An 18,408-nucleotide genomic window follows, 5' to 3' on the forward strand; every position below is an offset into this window, starting at 1 on the left:
GTTCCTTCGGCTTTTGCGGTCTTTTTTTATTTTGCGGCGGAAAGTTCGTCTTCTGTGACCCATTTATGGTTGGTTACTTTTTGGCCGCCGTCCGTCGATGTATAGTCGACCATATAAACGGTTGTCTTTTTGGCTGAATCAATGACGGCTTCAGCGCCCTTCATGCCTTTCATATGGGATGCCTCGATGACGGCCTTGTCACCCGGCTTTAACGTCTTATCACCGGCGCCCTTTAATTCTTCCTGAATGACCCATTTATGATCTTTAACGCGCTTTCCTCCCGTTGTCGGCGTGTAAGATACACTGTAAACCGTTGTATCATAAGCACCTGTTACGGTTCCTTGCGCATTTTTCATGCCCTTCATATGAGAAGCTAAAATCATGACGTCACTGCCGACTTTATAAGTCGGATTTTCGGCCTTCTTTAAACCTTTCGGCACCTCGGATGAACCTGAGTGATTCATGTCTTCGTGAGCGTGCGTTTCTTTGTCTTTCGCTTTTTCGCTTCCTCCTGAAGATTGGCTGTTGCATCCGGCAAGCGCCAGGACGGGAATGAGGAGAAACATGCTGAATAAAAATAATCTTGCTTTCATTTCAAGAACTCCTTTGCCTTTTTGATTTTTTACTTTTCCGTTTCGGTTCGTCAGTAAAACAGAAGATGAATTGCAGCCGGTCATCTCTCCTAATTCTTCAAATCTCTCTTCATTGCCTTTCGTCAGGTGAAATTGTTCACAAAATGTACACATTAATGGAAATGCAGTATAATTCCATTATCAGATAATAGGGGGAACTCATCATGAAAACAAAGGTTTTTGCGGTGGTATTGGGTGCTGTTTTAATGGTTGCAGGTTTGATTTTGGCAGAGGTTTCACTTTATATGGAATACATCACCATGCTCGGAGCCATGATTTTCTCTTCTATCTTTATGTCAGAGCCGAAAAGAAAATTTCGCGTCATCAAAGGGGTTTGACTTTTCTATTACCGCCGTCTTCTCAGGACGGCGGTTTTTTTTTTGTATGTCACTCAGTCTATTCGCAGAGCGGTTTCTTCTGTGCCGTCTTGATATAAAACGAAATGTGAGGCCGCTTGGGCTTTATCACCGGCAAATTCAATTTCAAGCGGCAGCGCCCGGACAAAATAACGGGTTTCCGTCATTGGGAATAATTCGAATGGTGTCTGCCCGTCTATAGTAAGATACAATCGGTTTTCTTTTACCGCCACCGATGCATGAGTATCATCCTGAAATGAGTAATCACCGATAAATCTGCTGTAAATCGCAGGATCGATGTCTGCTTTTTTCTGATCCGCCGGACGTTTCGGAATCTCATACGGCTGATCAAATAAGATGTTTACAGCCGCGGCAATCACAGCTTGTTCAAATTGATACGGTTGTTCCATATTGCTGAGATAGATCAATGTTTTATTGTGGTCAATGTAACGGATCATCAGAGTTGAATAGCCCGGCCAGCCTCCGTCGTGACTGACAACCTTCCCTTTTTGGGAGCTGTTTTGAATCATCCAGCCAAATCCATACCCGAAGTGCTCTTCTTCATTCCAATAGCCAGGTGTAAAAGCTTGGTCTTTCGTCTCTTTGCTGATGATTTCTTCCGTATAGAGAGCCTGATCAAACAGATATAAATCTCCTATAGTGGAGTTAACGGTTCCGTCACCTTGAATGCCGTCAAGGAAGACGACATAATTGGTTTCCTCAAGTTCATCAGGCAGGACATACTCTCCGGAATGCACATCATAGACATAGCCATATGCATAGTTCGGGATGTTTTCTTTACTCAGCCTTCTGTTATAAACCCGCGTATCGTTCATACGGAGCGGATGAAATACAGCTTGCTGCATAAATTCAGCAAAACTCATGCCTGATACAATTTCAATCATAACCGCTAACACAACATACCCCGTATTACTGTAAAGCCACCCCTTACCCGGCGGGAAATAAGCATCTGGTTTATGCTGCTTAAGCATATCGATCACATCTTGATTAACGGCAATTCTGTCCCGGTCCCAATGTGTTAAGAACAGCTCCATATAATCCGGCAATCCTGACGTATGATGAAGTAAATGCCGAATGGTAATGCCCGGATAAGGAAAATCAGGAAGCCACTGCTCTATCATATCGTCATACCGCAGCTCCCCCTGCTGCTCTAACTTCATAATCCCGAGAGCAGTAAACGGCTTCGATACTGAGGCCAATTCAAAGACAGAGCGGTCATTCAGCATCCTGTTTGTTTCCAGTTCTGCAGTGCCGAATGAACCCTGATATAAAATGCGGCCGTTTTCTGCCGCTAAAACAGCTCCGTTTATTTCATGCCTTCCGTCTAAAGTGCTGAAAAGCTGTTCAAAAGCTTGTTTTTTCTTATCCATCATTATGATCCCTCCATATAAAAACTGTATCTCTCTTTTATACGAATGGCTTTCATATGAGTTTCAATATTCTTCCTTAACCGGAACAAGTCGGTATATATACGATGATAATCAGAAGCCGCGGAGTTTTTATGACGATCTTTTATTCACACAATACAGTACAGGCTTCGAATTCAACATGCTTCTCATCTTTTTTGGCCCCGGCAATTTCCATAGTTGAAAACATCGCGCAGACGACAGCTTTGTATTCGTTCATGACGGTTTGAATTTCAATCAGGAACCGTTCGGATGAAGCCGCGCATTCCGTTACGTACTCTTTCATTTTGCCGATAATATCATCTGCCTGACGGCTGAATCCTGCCGCCTCCAAATCACTCTCAAACTGGTTTTTGTTCATCATATGAATATGCATTTTCAGGCCCCTTTCAGCAGTGTGTTTGTGGTTATACCTACTGTAAAGGACAGGGTTGGATAAACTTTTAATAAAATATGAACAAACTATGAATTGGAGCATCTGCCTGACCCGCGTGCATCCGGCTGTTCTCCATACCATTTGAACTACCTGAAAATATTACTTCTTTACTCTATTAAAAACAGCTCATATATGATCTAATACTGTAAAATGATCGTTTAGGAGGCGGCCTATGTCAACAGCAGGAAACCGGCAAAAATTTTGGATCAAGGCGATGCTTATAGCGGTCTTTGCTGTGTTTGTCTTCTCTTTTTCTGAGAATCATTCACAAAAGGACTGGCACGCGACAGTAGATCAGGCGTCCGTGAATGTTTTCGGCCAGCAGATCTTTGAAAAAGACCGTCTGGAAAAAACACTCGGCGCACGTGAGGCAGAATCTCTTCTGACTCTTATCAAACTCGCAAATGAAGAGCATCACATCATCTAAGAGTCTTTATAAAAAGCCTGTTTCCCTTTTTACAGCGGAAACAGGCTTTTTTCGTGTATTATTTTTTTTGTTCAATAAACCGGTCGATCCGGGCCAAGACATCTTTCATGTCCATGCATTCTTTAAAGCTTTCGTTAATGGCTTGAATGCCTTGTTTATATTTTCCGTTATGCAGCACTTCTTCTGCGGCAAGCTTTAACTTTTCAGCGCTTAATTCATCTTTTTGCACGGTATAGCCGGCATTCAGTTCAGTCAGGCGGCGTGCAATCATCGGCTGATCTTTATCATGCGGGATGACGACCAGCGGCACTTGATAATGAATGCCTTCATTTACACTGTTCATTCCGCCATGTGTAACAAATAGGTCAGCCTGCTCCAGCACCTCAAGCTGCGGCACGTATGGAGCGATGATAAAGTTTTCCGGCGCCTGTTTGATTTTCGACAGATCGGCTATTTCTCCGGCGGCGATGACAACCTTGCCTTCAAAATCTGAGAACGCGTCTATGCACAGATTGAAAAACGCTTCCGTGTCCCAGAGCACCGTCCCCATTGAAATATAAATGACTTTTTCATCCTTTAAAGAATCAATCGGGAAGTCGGTGTGCCCCTTTCTCTTCGGAAAACTCGGACTGATAAATAAATACTCATCTCCGAACGTCTCGCTTTCGGGCTGAAAATATCTGCTTGTATAGACGACGTTCAGTTCACCCGTGTTGTTCATAAATTGAATCAGGCTGTCAGGAGCAACGCCGTATTTGTCTTTCATCTCAGCCAACAGCTCTTCACATTCCCTGTCCGGCTTAAACGGCACGCCCGATTCCGGATGGAGCGGGAGGGTTTTCAGGCCGTCTTCATTGAGCAGGAAGGATGCTGAAGAAGAGATGCCGGGAATGTTGAGATAATCCCTCACCAGCTCTCCCGCACCGAATTTATCATAATAGACGGCGTCGAATTGAATGTCCTCAGCCAGACGCTGCACAATATGTAAAATCTCCAGTGACGTTTTGATATGAATTTTTAAGAATGGCAGTATGCCGGACGGGCTGTCAGGATCAATGGGTGTCATTCTGAGCAGATCGCGGTGAAGGTGAACCTCCGCCCCTACTCCTTCCAGCCTGCTTTTGTACTTTTCCGTTGAGATATAATGAACGTGATCGCCCCGTTCACTGAAGGCCTTTGTCATACCGAGGGTCGGGTTTACGTGTCCTTCTGCGGGAAAATTGACCATGAGAATATGTTTTGCCATTTTTCAAACTCCTTTGCCTTTTTTGCGCCTTTTCCATATCCATCATAAATGATGCGGGAAAAATTATGCAAGAAACATCCGTCAGGTCTTTATAGCGGTTTGATGACACCGGCAAAAAAAAGACAAGGCTTTTCGCCTTGTCTATCGTGATGATTCGTCTGTTTCTTGTGCTTTCAGCACGCCTTTCAGATGTTCTGCATCGTGCTTGAGATGCTCTGTCATATAGTGCACGGCTTTTGTTTTGTCGCCTTTTTTTATTTCTTCAAAGACTTTACGGTGCTCATGTAAGATCACTTCCGCACGGTCATCCCCTTTAAAATTAAGGACTCTGCAAAAATGAATCAGCACATTGACATGCTCAAGCAGCTTGGCCAGCTGACTGTTATGGCTGAACTCCACAAGGAGCTGATGAAACGTTTCATTCAAGGAAATAATCTCCGTCTCTTTGACGCCTTTATGGATGGCTTCTTCCGTCTCCCGCAGCTGTTTTTCGATGAGTTCAATTTCACTCTCAGCCGCTTCATCAATGACGAGTTCGACCGCCAGTGATTCAAGTGACATTCTGATTTGATAAATCTCTTCAACATCCTTTACGGATAAAGAATAGATGACAAAGCCGTTTCGATCGTCTGCCGTCAGAAGCCCATCCTTTTCAAGGAGCCGCATCGCTTCTCTGACCGGCGACCGGCTGACTCCGAAATCCTTGGCCAGCTGTGTTTCATTCAGCCGTTCTCCCGGTTTAAAAATCCCGTCAAATATCATTTTTTTCAATTGGGAATAAAATTGCAGATAATACGGGGTTGGCTTATCTAATTTAAAGTTATCCATCTTTCCTACCTCTTCATACAATTTAGGCCTTATTGTTACCAAGATCATATAACAGTTTATCTATGGAAGCAACATTCCCGAGCTTGTCAGCATAGCGAGTATGGCGTAATATGGAATTATAACAAACGACGGTCGACGGTCTGCCGTAAACCGAAACAATTCATTCAGGGGGGATGGAACATGAAAACATACAAGATTGCCAGCATACCGGGGGACGGCGTGGGAAAAGAAGTCGTTCCGCAAGCGGAGCGGGTGTTGAACGCAATCGCCGAATTACATGGGGGCATGGCATTCGATTTTACTTCTTTTCCGTGGAGCTGCGAGTATTACTTGGAGCACGGAACCATGATGCCGGATGATGGATTAGAAACGTTACAGCACTTTGATGCTTTGTTTTTAGGAGCGGTGGGGAATCAAAAGCTCGTCCCCGATCATGTTTCGCTGTGGGGGCTGCTCATCAAGATACGCCGGGAATTTGAACAGGTGATCAATGTGCGGCCGGCGAAGCTGCTGCCGGGGATCACTTCCCCTCTCGTTAACCCGAAGGATTTTGATCTGCTGGTCGTCCGGGAAAACAGTGAGGGCGAGTACAGCTCTGTCGGAGGCAGAATGTATCAGGGCGAAGACGAAATCGCCATTCAAAACGCGGTCTTTTCCCGCAGAGGAACGGAAAGAGTGATGCGGTATGCCTTTGAACTGGCGGCAAATCGAAAAAAACACGTCACAAGCGCGACGAAATCCAACGGTATTGTTCACTCGATGCCGTTTTGGGATGACATCTTTAAAGAGGTCAGCCGGGAGTATGCCGGGATTGAAACGGACTCGCAGCATATTGACGCACTGGCGGCCTTTTTTGTCACTCACCCGGAGCGCTTCGATGTCATTGTCGCTTCAAACCTGTTCGGAGATGTGCTGACAGATATCGGAGCGGCGATTATGGGAAGCATCGGAATCGCTCCCGCCGCCAACATCAATGTAAACGGCAAATACCCTTCCATGTTTGAGCCTGTTCACGGCTCTGCTCCGGATATTGTCGGAAAAGGGATTGCCAACCCTATCGGCCAAATATGGACGGCAAAATTAATGCTCGATTCATTCGGAGAAGAGGAGCTGGGCAATCTCCTCCTGCAATCAATTGAAACGGTCACAAACAGCGGCGTCCTGACCCCGGATGTCGGCGGAAAACATTCAACGGAAGACGTCACTTCCGCTATTATTTCTCAAATAAAAAATTAACATTTTATAAGGAGAGAGAAAATGGATTCTTTTCGTGAACAATTTGAAAAGCATGTGACCCATGATTCAATTGAGGTAAATGGCATCCGCCTTCATTACGTCTTTGCGGGAAAGGAGGATGCTCCCCCCGTCATTCTCCTGCACGGCTTTCCGCAAAGCTGGGTGACGTGGCGTTATGTGATTCCGACGCTTGCCGCTTCTCATAGAGTCATCGCTATTGATCTGAGGGGCTACGGCGATTCTGAAAAGCCGGGCGGCATAAACGGCTATGATAACAAAACAATGGCAAGCGATATACAAGGTCTGATGCGCCGCCTGCATATACAAAAAGCGTTAATTGCCGGGCATGACAGAGGCGCCAGGGTCGCAAGGCGGCTCGCTTTAGATGCTCCGGAGCTGGCGGCAGGCCTTGTGCTCATTGACATTATGCCGACTGAATACGTCTATGATTCTCTGACGGCAGCGGAAGCGGCAAAAAAATACTGGCACTGGACATTTCAAGTCGTTCCCCATCTGCCGGAAGAATTAATAAGAGGAAAAGAAGAGGAATATCTTAGATTTTTATTAAGCAGAGGTGACGGGCTTTTTGACCTGCTGACATCAGACGGCGCCTGGGACCGGTACTTAGCCGCCTGGAAGCAGCCCGGCGCTGTCCAAGCTGCGCTTAATGACTACAGAGCCGCTTATCACATTGATTTACCGAGATATCGTTCAGAAAAGGAATCACAGAAAAAACTGGATGTTCCCACGCTTTTGCTGTGGGGAGAAAAAGGGAACTTAGCCGGCCTTCCCGTGCTTGACACATGGAGAGAATCAATTCGTGAAGTCAGCGGATTTGAGGTAAAAGGCTGCGGCCATTACGTCCCCGAGGAAAAACCGACAGAAGCTGCCCGCAGAATTATCGATTTTTCAAAAACGGTTTTTTAAGGGGCGCACCACACCGAAACAGGCAGACTCTTAAAACCCGGCCTGATGATTTACCATCTCTATCACAGGCCGGATCATTCATAAGTGAAATGGTTCTGAATCAGTTCCTCTCTTTTTCCTGCTTGCTGCCTTAATCAAAATAAACGGGTTCGTCCGGATGTTTGAGATATGCAAACATCCTTTCAATCTGACTTTCCGTATTGCGGGCTTCTGACAGCGGCGGCAGCTCCGTTTCTGCAAAAAAAGCGGCCGCGCTTGTTTCCGTTCCCTCCCTGAGCTGTCCGCCGATGATCTCACATTTGATAAACACTTTGTAAACGTGGGCGGCGGACGGCGGATGGGAATGGCATTTCTTATCCATTACAGCTAACAGTTTGACCGGCTTTACGTCGATGCCCGATTCCTCTTTTACTTCTTTGACAGCTGCTTCGCCCGGAGAGATCCCGATATCGGCCCACCCGCCCGGCAGCGCCCATCTGCCATCGCTTTTCTCTTGCACCATTAATATGCTCTGATCTTTAAAAACTGCCGCTCTGACATCAACTTTCGGAGTGGGGTACCCGCTGTCCCCTGCGAAGACGTCTTGTATGATCTCTTTGCCGGCCCCGGTATGATGCGCCATGATATCCACGCTTATTTTTCTTATTTCTTCAAATCTCTCAATATCATATATGTCTTTGGAATAAGCCAGCCCCGCTTGCGCCGCGGATTGAAGCTGTTTTGCCCATTCAAGCCATTTTGGCTCCATTTTCAATCACCCGCCGATCTTTATGTTTTCATGAATACAGAAAATGCTGCCGGTTCATTAAACCCCAGTTTTTCCGCCAATGGGACTGGGGCCGGTTCTCCCCCTGGCGGAGAAAGCAGATGAAACAGGATTTGTTTTTTTACATGAATTCAACGGTTATGAAGTATTTTTTGACGTCTTCGCTCATAATACCTCCTTGACGATATGGCAACCATATCCTTTATGATGATCATTGGATGATCTTCAGAAAAAGGGAAGAGGAGTATGAAGGATGACAATTGAAATCAGAGCAGTCACGGAAGAAAACCGTGCCGATATACTGGCGCTTCATGTAAGTGAAAGACAGGCTTCATTTATTGAAACTGCGGAAGAGTGTTTACAAGATGCTGAGGATTGCCGGCATTATCAGCCGGCCGGCCTTTATGTTGACGGGGAGTTGGTCGGCTTTGCCATGTACGGCTGGTTTCCGGAATATGATGAAGAAAATAAAAACGGCAGAGTGTGGCTTGACCGTTTTTTCATTGATGAACGATACCAGGGACGGGGATTGGGCAGACTGATGCTTGATGCCCTTATCCATCATCTCGCTCAATTATATGATTGCAGACGGATTTATTTAAGCCTGTTTGAAGATAACGTGCACGCACTGCGCCTTTATCAAAAATTCGGCTTTAGATTCAATGGAGAGCTGGACTCAAACGGGGAAAAAGTGATGGTCAAAGAGCTGCTGAGCGCTGTATAAAAGCATTCCGGCTTCTTGCCAATACTTTAAATTTGAGGTAACATAAAGTTATTGAACGACGGTCGACGGACAACGGTCGATCGTTAAACATCTGGTACAGCGGATCGAAACATTGTCATCAGGCATCTAAATGGAGGAGAAGATTGTGCTTATTATACTCGTTATGTTTCTGCTCGGGATTATTCTCGGGTTTATCGGCGCGGGGGGAGCCGGTTTTGTCATTGCACTTTTAACTATACTTTTTCACGTACCGATTCACACGGCTTTGGGCACTTCCCTTGCCGGAATGGCTTTCACAAGTTTGTCTGGAGCTTTCAGCCACTACCGTGAAGGCAATATTCAGATGAAAATCGGTCTCATCGTCGGCGTTTTTGCGGCATTCGGTTCATTTTTCGGGGCCAGACTTACTTCTCTTATCCCCGCAGATTTGCTGCATTACTTGACGGCGGGCATGCTGTTTTTATCTGCTCTATTGATTTTAGTCCGGTTATTTATTTTAAAAGAAACACAAGAGGACACCGGACCGCAAAGCCATCTGAACATATGGGTGAAAGCCGTTGTTCTCGGTATTATCGCAGGAATCTTGTCCGGAACATTCGGCATCGGCTCTGCCCCTTTCATCCAAATCGGCTTAATGATTCTTTTGCGCTTATCCATCCGCCAGTCGGTCGGCACCACCATGCTAGTCATAATCCCGCTTGCAGTCGGCGGAGGTCTCGGTTATGTGACGGAAGGGTTTGTCGATTATATGCTGTTGGTCAAAGTGCTGATCGGAACGATGTGCGGCGCATATGTCGGAGCGAAATTCACCAATCTCGTGCCGAAAGTCATTCTGAAATCAGCCATCTTTTTAACACCGGCCATCGCCGGGCTGATGCTTTTATTTTAAACTGAAACGGAAGGCGGCGGCCTCCCGTTTTTTTCTGTTTTCACCTGTTTTCGAAAAGCTTTTTCAGCTTTGCTTCCGTTTCGGTATGATCTACCGGTGTATACACACTGCAGCGCAGGTCACTATTGCCCTGAACCTGAAAAGAAGTCAGATTAAAGACCATTTTTCCCGCCTTCGCGTGGCGGAACTCAATTAATACTTCGGGAGCCGAGCTGACTTCGCTCTCATTCCACAGCGTATGAAACTCTGAATATGTCTTCTCCATTTCCTCTATAAACTGAGAATACCACGTATCCGCTACATACTGGCCGTAATACGTTCTGAAAATGGCAATGAAGCCTTTCACAAAATGCTCCCAGTTCACGGCTAGACTTCTTAATTCTTTTCTTGAAAACAATAGCTCAATGAGATTCCGTTTTTCGGGGGGAATTTGTTCAAAATCTAAAAACACGTGAGCCGCCGCCTGGTTCCACCCTACGATATGACACCGCCTGTCCGAGATGATGGTGGGACAATAACGGAGCTCTTGCAGAATTTTTGAAAGGGACGGGCTGATAACCGCTTCTTCCTCCGCGGTAAACGGCTGTTTCACGCCCTCATCAATGGCAAGTGCGTACAAATAATTTCTTTCATCTTTATTCAGCTGCAGCGCATCGGAAACGGCGTCCAATACACCTGCCGACACTTTAATGTCTCTGCCCTGCTCCAGCCACGTATACCACGTGGTGCTTACGCCGGCTAATTGCGCGACCTCTTCTCTTCTGAGTCCCGGCGTTCTTCTCCGCGTGCCCGTCGGCAGGCCGGCCATCTGCGGAGAAATTTTGGCCCGCTGCATTTTTAAAAACTCTGAAAGAGCCTGCAATCTTCCTTCTGGTATCATACCGAATCTCTCCTCTCCTACCCTGGTATTTATTATACTAGGATAAACAACAACTTGTAATAGGATAATTGCGAGTTACAATAAATACATACCGAAGGAGGAATGACCATGAAAAGAGTTGTCATCACCGGAATGGGAGTGATTTCACCTCTCGGCAATGATGTAAATACATTTTGGAAACACCTGACGGAAGGAAAATCGGGAATTTCTCTCATAGATTCTTTTGATGTCTCCAGCTCGAAGACAAAAATAGCCGGCACCGTCCGCGATTTTGACGCAGAAGAAAGATGGGGCAGAAAAGAAGCGAGACGGCTTGACCGTTTCAGCCAGTTTGCTTTAGCGGCAGCGGAACAGGCGCTGGAAAGCTCCGGAATTCAGCTCGATCAGATTGACCGTGAACGCCTCGGCGTGTACGTCGGCTCCGGAATCGGCGGCATCACGACTTTGATTGACAATGTCCATACTTTAAATGAACGGGGAGCGCGAAAAGTAAGCCCGAGCCTTGTCCCCATGATGATCTCAAATGCGGCCGCCGCTCAAATCAGCATCAGATTAGGCGCGCTCGGCCCCTCACTTTCTCCGGTGACCGCGTGTTCCATCGGCAATACGTCGATCGGGGAAGCATTCAACGCCATTCGGAATGATGATGCGGATATCATGTTTGCCGGGGGCGCGGAGGCGGCGATTACCAATCTGTCACTGGCCAGCTTCGGCAATGCCCACGCCCTTTCAGCAAGAAACGAAGATCCCGAAGCGGCAAGCCGGCCGTTTGATGCGGATCGTGATGGATTCGTCATGAGTGAAGGCGCAGGCATCTTAGTATTAGAATCATTGGATAGCGCAATCAGCCGAAACGCCCCGATCCTCTGTGAGGTGCTCGGCTACGGCGCGAGCTCGGATGCCTATCATATGGTAGCCTCTCATCCGGAAGGAACGGGCGCTTACCTGGCGATGAAAAACGCTTTGAAGAAAGCGAACGTTTCAGCGGAAGACATTGATGTCGTAAGCGCTCATGCGACAAGCACAAAAGCCGGAGATCTCTCTGAAACGCTGGCCATCAAGACATTATTCGGGGAGCTTGCCTATGACATTCCGGTCACGGCAAACAAATCAATGCTCGGCCACATGCTTGGCGCGGCAGGCGGAGTTGAAGCCATCGCTTTGACAGAAAGCTTGAGACACGGCATCATCCCGCCGACGATCAATCTGCAAAACCCTGATTCGGCGTGTGATTTGGACTATGTATCAGACGGTCCGCGACATCAATCGTTAACGATCGGTCTTTCCAACTCATTCGGCTTTGGCGGGCATAATTCAGCGATCGTGCTCAAGACATATGAGTAACGGGAACAAAAAAAGGAGTGAATCATTTCACTCCTTTTTTGCTTTCTCCGGTTTAGTTGTTAAGGTGAAAAAAGCGATGGAACCGATAACGGATGTCGTAAACATAATCGCCCCCATCGGGACGGCCGTCGCTTCATTCATTCCCACAAGCGGCGACACGATGGAACCGAGAAGAAGCGGGAGCATGCCGAGCAGTGCGCTTGCGCTTCCCGCGCGGTGTCCCTGCTTTTCCATCGCCAATGTAAAGGTGCTTGTCAGCGTCATGCCGATCGTAATCATATAAATAAAAATTGAAATCACCAGTGCCGCCAGCGGCCCGTGAATGATCGTCATGACGAGCAGAACGGCAGTCGCCGTCATCGCTGTAATCACGCCGATTCTCAGCAGGCTTTTTTCATGAATGATTCCTCCGAAACGCCCGATGATAAAACTTCCGGAAATGATCGCCAGACCGTTAATGCCGAATAAAATACTGAATACCTGCGGCGATACTCCGTAAATATCCTGATACACAAAAGGCGTCCCGGAAACATACGCAAAGCTCCCGCCGTGAATAAAGCCGACCGTCAGCGCATAGCCGATAAATGACCGGTCTTTCAGCAGGCTTCCCATTGTCCGCACGGAATTTCCGACGGAACTCGGAATCCGCTTTTCCGGCGGCAGGGTTTCTGTCAGCTTGAGCGCAATAATGAGAACAAGCAAAAACCCGATAAAGGTTAAAAAGAGAAAAATCGTATGCCATGATGCAAACGGGAGCAGTAAAATCGCGCCTCCCGTCATCGGCGCCACCATCGGCGCGACGGCGGTAATGACCATCAGCAGCGAGAAAAATTTAGAAAGCTCTCTTCCCGTAAACACATCTCTGACGATCGCACGGGACAGAACAAGCCCCGCCGAGGCGGTGAAGCCTTGAAGAAAACGGGCAATCACTAATGTAGTAATGTTCGGTGCAAGCGCGCAAAACAGAGAAAACAAAGCAAATAAAAAAATACATAGTAATAACGGTTTTCTTCTTCCCTTCGCGTCACTTAACGGGCCGACAACAACCTGTCCGATTGTCAGTCCGATCAGACATGCGGTTAAACTCAGCTGGACAAGCGATGCGCGGGCGCTTAAATCTTCAGCGATTTCAGGGAAACTCGGCAGATACATATCTATATTCAGCGGCCCCAGTATCGCAAGCATGCCAAGAAGAAAAGCCAGCGCAAGCCGCTCCTTGCCGGTCGGATTATGCAGCATATCGTTCCCACCTTTCCTTTGTTAGTCTCTCAAAACATTTGTATATTGTATCATAATTTTTTCTTTATTTTTAAAAGTTTTCAAGCGGGGCAAGAAGACATAAAAAAACCAAGAGCCGTCACAGCCCCTGGTTTCAAATCGCGCGATGAAAATGTTTACGCATGCTTTTCTTTAAACGCTTTTGCGTATTGGTCGGCCGCTATGATAGCATCCGCCACGTCGTCAGCCGTCACATCAAAAGCGGCATGAATCGTTTCTTCCTCAATCGTCGCGGCTTCTGCCACTTTCATAATATCCTCTTTCGAAGCGTCTTTTAATTTGATGTCTTCAAGTGTGACAGGCAGTCCCAAGCTGATATAAAACGCGATATACCGCTCAATTTCTTCAAGCGAACGTTTTTCCAGCGCCAACTGAACGAGCGTGCCGAATGCCACTTTTTCACCATGGGTTAAGTGATGGATTTCTCCTTCAAGCGCCGTGAAGCCGTTGTGAATGGCATGCGCCGCAGCCAAGCCGCCGCTTTCAAATCCCAGTCCGCTCAGAAGTGTATTCGCTTCAACTACCGCTTCTAATGGAGGAGTGACGACTTTCGCTTTCACAGACTCATAGGCGAGACGGCCGTATTTGAACAGAACTTCCTCACATTTTTCCGCGATAGCTTCCCCGGCAATTGTGGGAATTCCGCCTGCCATCGTTTTTCCGCCGCTGGCGATGACACTGCGCGCCTCTATCCACGTCGCCATCGCATCGGCAATCCCTGATGCTAAAAAGCGCGGCGGAGCTTCTGCGACGATTTTCGTATCGACCAGAACCAGATCGGGATTTTTATGATAGAAACGATAATTTTCAAACGCGCCTTGTTCAGAATACACGACAGACAGCCCGCTTGTCGGGGCATCCGTCGAAGCGGCCGTCGGCACGATAACGGTGTAGCCGTTTATTTCATCTGATACCGCTTTGGCCGTATCAAGCGTTTTACCGCCGCCGACTCCGATTACAATGGACGCGCCCGCTTTCTCTGCGATGCCCGCAATTCTTTTCATTTCTTCCTGGGAGGCTTCCCCGTTGAAAACCGCCTCTTCAGCCGAAATACTGCTTTTCTTTAATTCAGCCGTCACTTTGTGACCCGCGATATCCCATACGGTTTTGTCCGCAATGACGATGGCTTTTTCACCAACGCCCTCAAGGTGTCCGCCGATCGTTTCAATTGCGTTTTTTCCCTGCACATATTTAGCCGGACTGATAAAAATTCGTTCCAATGTTCTCATCCCTTCTTTGTTGCTTTATTCTATTTCTCTAATCAATAGTTTAGAAATAAAAGCTCTTCTGATATAATTCCTTGTTTTTATTTCATTCAAACCTCATAAATACAATAGAAAATTCAATTTTTACATCATTGACAAGATGTGAAGGTGTCTATATAATCTTCGATATTGAAGCTGATCATTCTTTATTGGATGAACAAACGAGATTGCGAATGATTCGTCTTAAAAATTATTTAGTTCTGCTGGATAATTTTTGAGGCGTTTTTGTTTTGTATATATTTTGACTGCGGAGGAGGTTTGCACATGAAGAATATTTGCAAGGATATACTGATGATTATGGCCGGAGCCTTTCTTATCGCGGCATCCGTGGAATTTTTCGTCATCCCGAATCATCTGGGGGACGGCAGCACCGTGGGAATCGCTCTCGTTTTATATTATCTTTTCCATATACCTGCAAGCATTACAACTCTGGTTGTAAATTTGATTTTTATCGGGCTGGCTTATAAATTTTTAACGAAAAAGACAATTTTATATACGATACTCGGCACGGGAATGACTTCTGCTTTTCTCAGTATCGTCAGCTTTATTCCATTCGGCGTGCACGACATGGTGCTCGGGATTGTATTCGGCGCTCTGCTGATGGGAGCGGGGCTGGCATTGATCTTTATCGCTGACGGATCTACCGGCGGAACCACGCTTTTGGCGTATTTATTGAACTACACAAAGGGCTTTAACATCTCCAAAAGCATGTTTTATATGGATTGCGTCATTATTTTCGCGTCCGTTCTAGCGATCGGCATCAATCATATGCTGTATACGTTTATATTCGTTTATCTGTGTGCCAAAATCGTCGATATTGTCATTGAAGGTTTCCATAATAAAAAAGCTCTCACCATTATGTCTGACCAATACGAAGAAATCGCCAAAGTCATCACGTCCGAATACGGCAACGCGGCGACGATTTTTTACGGATACGGGTATTACGGAAGCAAAGACAAGCGTATTATCTATGTCGTCATTAAAAAGAACGAATTGCTGAAAATCAAAAAACATGTTCAAAAAATTGATCCGAAATCATTTATCGTTATTCATGAAGTAAAAGAAGCTGTCGGAGGGCAATTCGGCTTTACTAACCTGCCTGCCGCCGCGAATGAGAAATAACCGCCTGCAGTGTACAGCTGCAGGCTTTTTATATCGCCCTTCCCCGCTCAAAGGTTTTTGCATCTTTTCGATCGAAGTATAGGATGAAACCTTTTTGATGGGAGAATGTAAAATGAAGATCAAAACCGACAGGCTCGTGATCCGGACATTTGAACGGGAAGATTGGCAAGACGTTTATGAGTACACGTCAAATCCGGAGGTCATGAAGTATATACCGGAGGGCGTCTTTTCCGAAGAAGACGCCCAGAAATTCGTTATTGAAAACAGCGGTGAACGTGCTGAAAAGTATCCCGTTTTATTGAAGGATGAAAAAACGGTCATTGGCCACATTGCTTTTTTTCAGTATTTTGGCGACCATACGTATGAAATCGGATGGGTGTTTCACCCGGAATATCAGGGCAAAGGATATGCTTCAGAGGCTGCACGCGCCGTGCTGGCATTCGGGTTTAACGAGATGAAATTGCATCGGATCATTGCGACATGCCAGCCGGAAAATACGGCTTCGCACCGGGTGATGGAAAAGATCGGAATGAGACGGGAAGGCTTTTTTAAAAAATGCATCCCCCATGAAAATGACTGGTGGGATGAATATTATTACGCCGTGTTAGAAGAAGAGCGGGAAGCCTCGAATCTGGAATAAAAAGGCGAATACCCTTTGCTCTTACAAGTAAGTGTGTGCTACACTGTTTGTAACAAATACGAAGGGACGATGGGTGGACAATGATTAACTAATCTTATTTTGACCGTTTGAAATCAGATATTTCAAATCAGAAAAAATAGGATTAGTCTGCCCATTTTCTATACGATACGAAAGCTATGTGAAAATAGCTTATTTGATCATGTACAGGTACGGCTAATCCTTCCAAATCAATTGGGAGGATTTTTTTGTCCTCCCTTTAAAGCGAGGGATTGACATATGAAAGAAATATTAAAATTAAGCGGCGTCAGTTATGAAATCAATAGTGTGCCCCTTTTTGAACAGATCAGCGCAAGCGTTCAGCAGGGCGACATCATCGGCGTTATCGGCAAAAACGGTGCCGGTAAATCTTTATTGCTGCAATTGATCTGTAATAAAACAGCGCCGTCACAAGGACAGATTCAGATGCTGCAAGATATGAACATATATATGGTGGAACAAGAAACGGAAGCTTATGATTCCGGCCACCCGGAGCCTGCGGAAGCAGCCCTGTTAGAAAAATGGAACGTGCCCGCCCGCGCCTTTTCACAATTAAGCGGCGGAGAAAAACTGAAAGCCCGGCTTGCCAAAGGATTCTCTTTTTCGAGCGGTCTTTTGTTATTAGATGAACCGACGAACCACCTCGATCAGCAAAGTTTAGACCTATTGCAAAAACAGATCAAGAACTATAAAGGCACCATTATTTTCGTCTCACATGACCGTGCATTTTTGGATGCGGCGGCGACAAAAATCTGGTCGATCGAAGGAAAGAAACTCATTGAACATAAAGGGAATTATTCAAGCTATATGGAGGTCCGCAAACAGAGAAGACTGACACAGCAGCGGGAATATGAAAATCAGCAGAATATGATCAGACGGATTGAAGCTCAAATGAACGAGCTGAGCGCCTGGTCAGCAAAAGCCCATGCCCAGTCAACGAAAATAGAAGGCTTTAAAGAATACCATCGCGTAAAAGCAAAGCGTACGGACGCCCAGATTAAATCAAAACGGAAGCGTCTTGAAAAAGAGCTTGAAAAAGCGAAAGCAGAACCGGTTGAAGCGGAGTATGAAGTCCGTTTTTCCATTGAGCACCGCAAAAAAGCTGGAAAGCGTTTTTTAGAAGTGAGTGATATCACAAAATCGTATGACGGCCGAACGCTGTTCAAAAACGTGAATTTCACTGTGATGCACGGCGAAAAGATTGCCATTACAGGCCCGAACGGGAGCGGGAAAACAACATTATTGAAGGTCATCCTCGGTGAGGAAAAAGCGCAGGGAAGCATATGGATATCTCCGTCTGCAAACTTCGGATATTTAACGCAGGAAGTATTCGACCTCCCGCTTGATAAAACCCCCGAACAGCTATTTTACAAAGAAACGTTCGAAGCAAGGGGAAATGTTCAATCTCTCATGAAGCATTTAGGATTTACCGCAGCGCAATGGACGGAACCCATCGGCAAGATGAGCATGGGAGAGCGGGTCAAATGCAAGCTGATGGCGTTTATTCTGGAGGAGAAAGATGTGCTGATTCTGGATGAACCGACAAACCACCTTGACCTGCCGTCACGCGAGCAGCTTGAAGACACATTGGCTCAATACGACGGTACGCTCATCATCGTATCGCATGATCGCTACTTTCTCGAAAAGACGACAGACATCCGGCTTGATATCACGAACGGCAGCATCCAAAAACAATGGAAAGAATCCCCCGCCGCCAGAGATGATATTGAAGAGCTGCGGTTAAAGCTTGAAACCGAACGGCAGGAAGTCCTCGGAAAGCTCAGCTTCATGACTCCAGCTGATAAACAATATCGTGAGCTTGACCAAACATTCAAAGAGCTGACGGAAGAGATCAAAAAATTGAAATGAGTGTAAAAACCCGTGATTGTCACGGGTTTTGTTTTAGAAAGCTTACGTATAAAGAGAATAATTTCAATCTGATTTGTACA

The 18,408-nt window shown here is 46.2% G+C and carries 19 protein-coding genes; 10 read left to right on the forward strand and 9 right to left on the reverse strand.

Going from position 1 to position 18,408, the window contains the following annotated elements; genetic code table 11:
- Positions 1 to 26: 26 nt before the first annotated feature.
- Positions 27 to 593: a YdhK family protein gene (locus AUL54_RS07730; protein WP_045926971.1), complete on the reverse strand. Its 567-nt coding sequence runs from the start codon at positions 591 to 593 to the stop codon at positions 27 to 29.
- 203 nt (positions 594 to 796) lie between these two features.
- Here AUL54_RS07730 and AUL54_RS21495 point away from each other — a divergent pair, with 203 nt between their 5' ends.
- Entirely contained in the window at positions 797 to 970 is a 174-nt protein-coding gene (locus AUL54_RS21495; protein ID WP_016937085.1) for a hypothetical protein, read from the forward strand.
- A gap of 53 nt (positions 971 to 1,023) precedes the next feature.
- Here the strand turns inward: AUL54_RS21495 and AUL54_RS07735 are convergent, their stop codons facing one another.
- Both AUL54_RS07735 and AUL54_RS07740 read right to left on the reverse strand, forming a co-directional pair.
- Positions 1,024 to 2,382: a serine hydrolase domain-containing protein gene (locus AUL54_RS07735; protein ID WP_060963452.1), complete on the reverse strand. Its 1,359-nt coding sequence runs from the start codon at positions 2,380 to 2,382 to the stop codon at positions 1,024 to 1,026.
- Positions 2,383 to 2,521: 139 nt separating this feature from the next.
- Positions 2,522 to 2,791 (reverse strand): hypothetical protein, encoded by a 270-nt coding sequence (locus AUL54_RS07740; RefSeq protein WP_047478256.1) that lies wholly within the window; start codon positions 2,789 to 2,791, stop codon positions 2,522 to 2,524.
- A 232-nt stretch (positions 2,792 to 3,023) separates the two neighbouring features.
- Here AUL54_RS07740 and AUL54_RS07745 point away from each other — a divergent pair, with 232 nt between their 5' ends.
- Positions 3,024 to 3,278 carry a hypothetical protein gene (locus tag AUL54_RS07745; RefSeq protein ID WP_060963453.1) on the forward strand — a complete coding sequence of 85 codons (255 nt, stop codon included), beginning with the start codon at positions 3,024 to 3,026 and terminating at the stop codon, positions 3,276 to 3,278.
- Positions 3,279 to 3,336: 58 nt separating this feature from the next.
- Here AUL54_RS07745 and AUL54_RS07750 read toward each other — a convergent pair whose 3' ends face one another.
- Both AUL54_RS07750 and AUL54_RS07755 read right to left on the reverse strand, forming a co-directional pair.
- Complete coding sequence (locus AUL54_RS07750) at positions 3,337 to 4,524, reverse strand: macrolide family glycosyltransferase (protein WP_060963454.1); 1,188 nt, start codon at positions 4,522 to 4,524, stop codon at positions 3,337 to 3,339.
- A 141-nt stretch (positions 4,525 to 4,665) separates the two neighbouring features.
- On the reverse strand, positions 4,666 to 5,352 hold the full coding sequence (locus AUL54_RS07755) for a GntR family transcriptional regulator (RefSeq protein WP_029575258.1): 687 nt from the start codon (positions 5,350 to 5,352) through the stop codon (positions 4,666 to 4,668).
- A gap of 180 nt (positions 5,353 to 5,532) precedes the next feature.
- On the opposite strand from AUL54_RS07755, the gene AUL54_RS07760 reads away from it, so the two are divergent.
- Both AUL54_RS07760 and AUL54_RS07765 read left to right on the forward strand, forming a co-directional pair.
- Positions 5,533 to 6,588, forward strand: coding sequence for a tartrate dehydrogenase (locus tag AUL54_RS07760; RefSeq protein WP_060963455.1), 1,056 nt, complete (start codon positions 5,533 to 5,535; stop codon positions 6,586 to 6,588).
- Between the two features lie 21 nt (positions 6,589 to 6,609).
- On the forward strand, positions 6,610 to 7,515 hold the full coding sequence (locus tag AUL54_RS07765; RefSeq protein WP_060963456.1) for an alpha/beta fold hydrolase: 906 nt from the start codon (positions 6,610 to 6,612) through the stop codon (positions 7,513 to 7,515).
- A 130-nt stretch (positions 7,516 to 7,645) separates the two neighbouring features.
- Here the strand turns inward: AUL54_RS07765 and AUL54_RS07770 are convergent, their stop codons facing one another.
- On the reverse strand, positions 7,646 to 8,263 hold the full coding sequence (locus tag AUL54_RS07770) for an NUDIX hydrolase (protein WP_060963457.1): 618 nt from the start codon (positions 8,261 to 8,263) through the stop codon (positions 7,646 to 7,648).
- A gap of 271 nt (positions 8,264 to 8,534) precedes the next feature.
- On the opposite strand from AUL54_RS07770, the gene AUL54_RS07775 reads away from it, so the two are divergent.
- Both AUL54_RS07775 and AUL54_RS07780 read left to right on the forward strand, forming a co-directional pair.
- The gene (locus AUL54_RS07775; RefSeq protein WP_060963458.1) at positions 8,535 to 9,005 is read left to right on the forward strand and encodes a spermine/spermidine acetyltransferase; all 471 of its coding nucleotides are present in this window, start codon (positions 8,535 to 8,537) and stop codon (positions 9,003 to 9,005) included.
- 145 nt (positions 9,006 to 9,150) lie between these two features.
- Complete coding sequence (locus AUL54_RS07780) at positions 9,151 to 9,894, forward strand: sulfite exporter TauE/SafE family protein (RefSeq protein ID WP_060963459.1); 744 nt, start codon at positions 9,151 to 9,153, stop codon at positions 9,892 to 9,894.
- A gap of 40 nt (positions 9,895 to 9,934) precedes the next feature.
- Here the strand turns inward: AUL54_RS07780 and AUL54_RS07785 are convergent, their stop codons facing one another.
- Positions 9,935 to 10,774: a helix-turn-helix transcriptional regulator gene (locus AUL54_RS07785; RefSeq protein WP_060963460.1), complete on the reverse strand. Its 840-nt coding sequence runs from the start codon at positions 10,772 to 10,774 to the stop codon at positions 9,935 to 9,937.
- Between the two features lie 108 nt (positions 10,775 to 10,882).
- Between AUL54_RS07785 and fabF the strand changes: the two genes are divergently transcribed.
- Positions 10,883 to 12,118: a beta-ketoacyl-ACP synthase II gene (gene fabF / locus AUL54_RS07790; protein ID WP_060963461.1), complete on the forward strand. Its 1,236-nt coding sequence runs from the start codon at positions 10,883 to 10,885 to the stop codon at positions 12,116 to 12,118.
- 27 nt (positions 12,119 to 12,145) lie between these two features.
- Here the strand turns inward: fabF and AUL54_RS07795 are convergent, their stop codons facing one another.
- Entirely contained in the window at positions 12,146 to 13,357 is a 1,212-nt protein-coding gene (locus AUL54_RS07795) for a Bcr/CflA family efflux MFS transporter (RefSeq protein WP_060963462.1), read from the reverse strand.
- 155 nt (positions 13,358 to 13,512) lie between these two features.
- On the reverse strand, positions 13,513 to 14,625 hold the full coding sequence (locus tag AUL54_RS07800; RefSeq protein ID WP_060963463.1) for a glycerol dehydrogenase: 1,113 nt from the start codon (positions 14,623 to 14,625) through the stop codon (positions 13,513 to 13,515).
- A gap of 300 nt (positions 14,626 to 14,925) precedes the next feature.
- Between AUL54_RS07800 and AUL54_RS07805 the strand changes: the two genes are divergently transcribed.
- From AUL54_RS07805 to abc-f, 3 genes are all read left to right on the forward strand, one after another.
- The gene (locus tag AUL54_RS07805; protein WP_060963464.1) at positions 14,926 to 15,783 is read left to right on the forward strand and encodes a YitT family protein; all 858 of its coding nucleotides are present in this window, start codon (positions 14,926 to 14,928) and stop codon (positions 15,781 to 15,783) included.
- Positions 15,784 to 15,895: 112 nt separating this feature from the next.
- Positions 15,896 to 16,423, forward strand: a complete 528-nt coding sequence (locus AUL54_RS07810; protein ID WP_060963465.1) for a GNAT family N-acetyltransferase — start codon at positions 15,896 to 15,898, stop codon at positions 16,421 to 16,423.
- 276 nt (positions 16,424 to 16,699) lie between these two features.
- Positions 16,700 to 18,328 (forward strand): ribosomal protection-like ABC-F family protein, encoded by a 1,629-nt coding sequence (gene abc-f / locus AUL54_RS07815; RefSeq protein ID WP_060963466.1) that lies wholly within the window; start codon positions 16,700 to 16,702, stop codon positions 18,326 to 18,328.
- The last annotated feature ends 80 nt before the right edge of the window (positions 18,329 to 18,408 follow it).

The sequence above is a fragment of the Bacillus sp. SDLI1 genome, from assembly GCF_001553895.1.
In the GTDB taxonomy this organism is placed as follows: Bacteria; Bacillota; Bacilli; order Bacillales; family Bacillaceae; genus Bacillus; species Bacillus siamensis.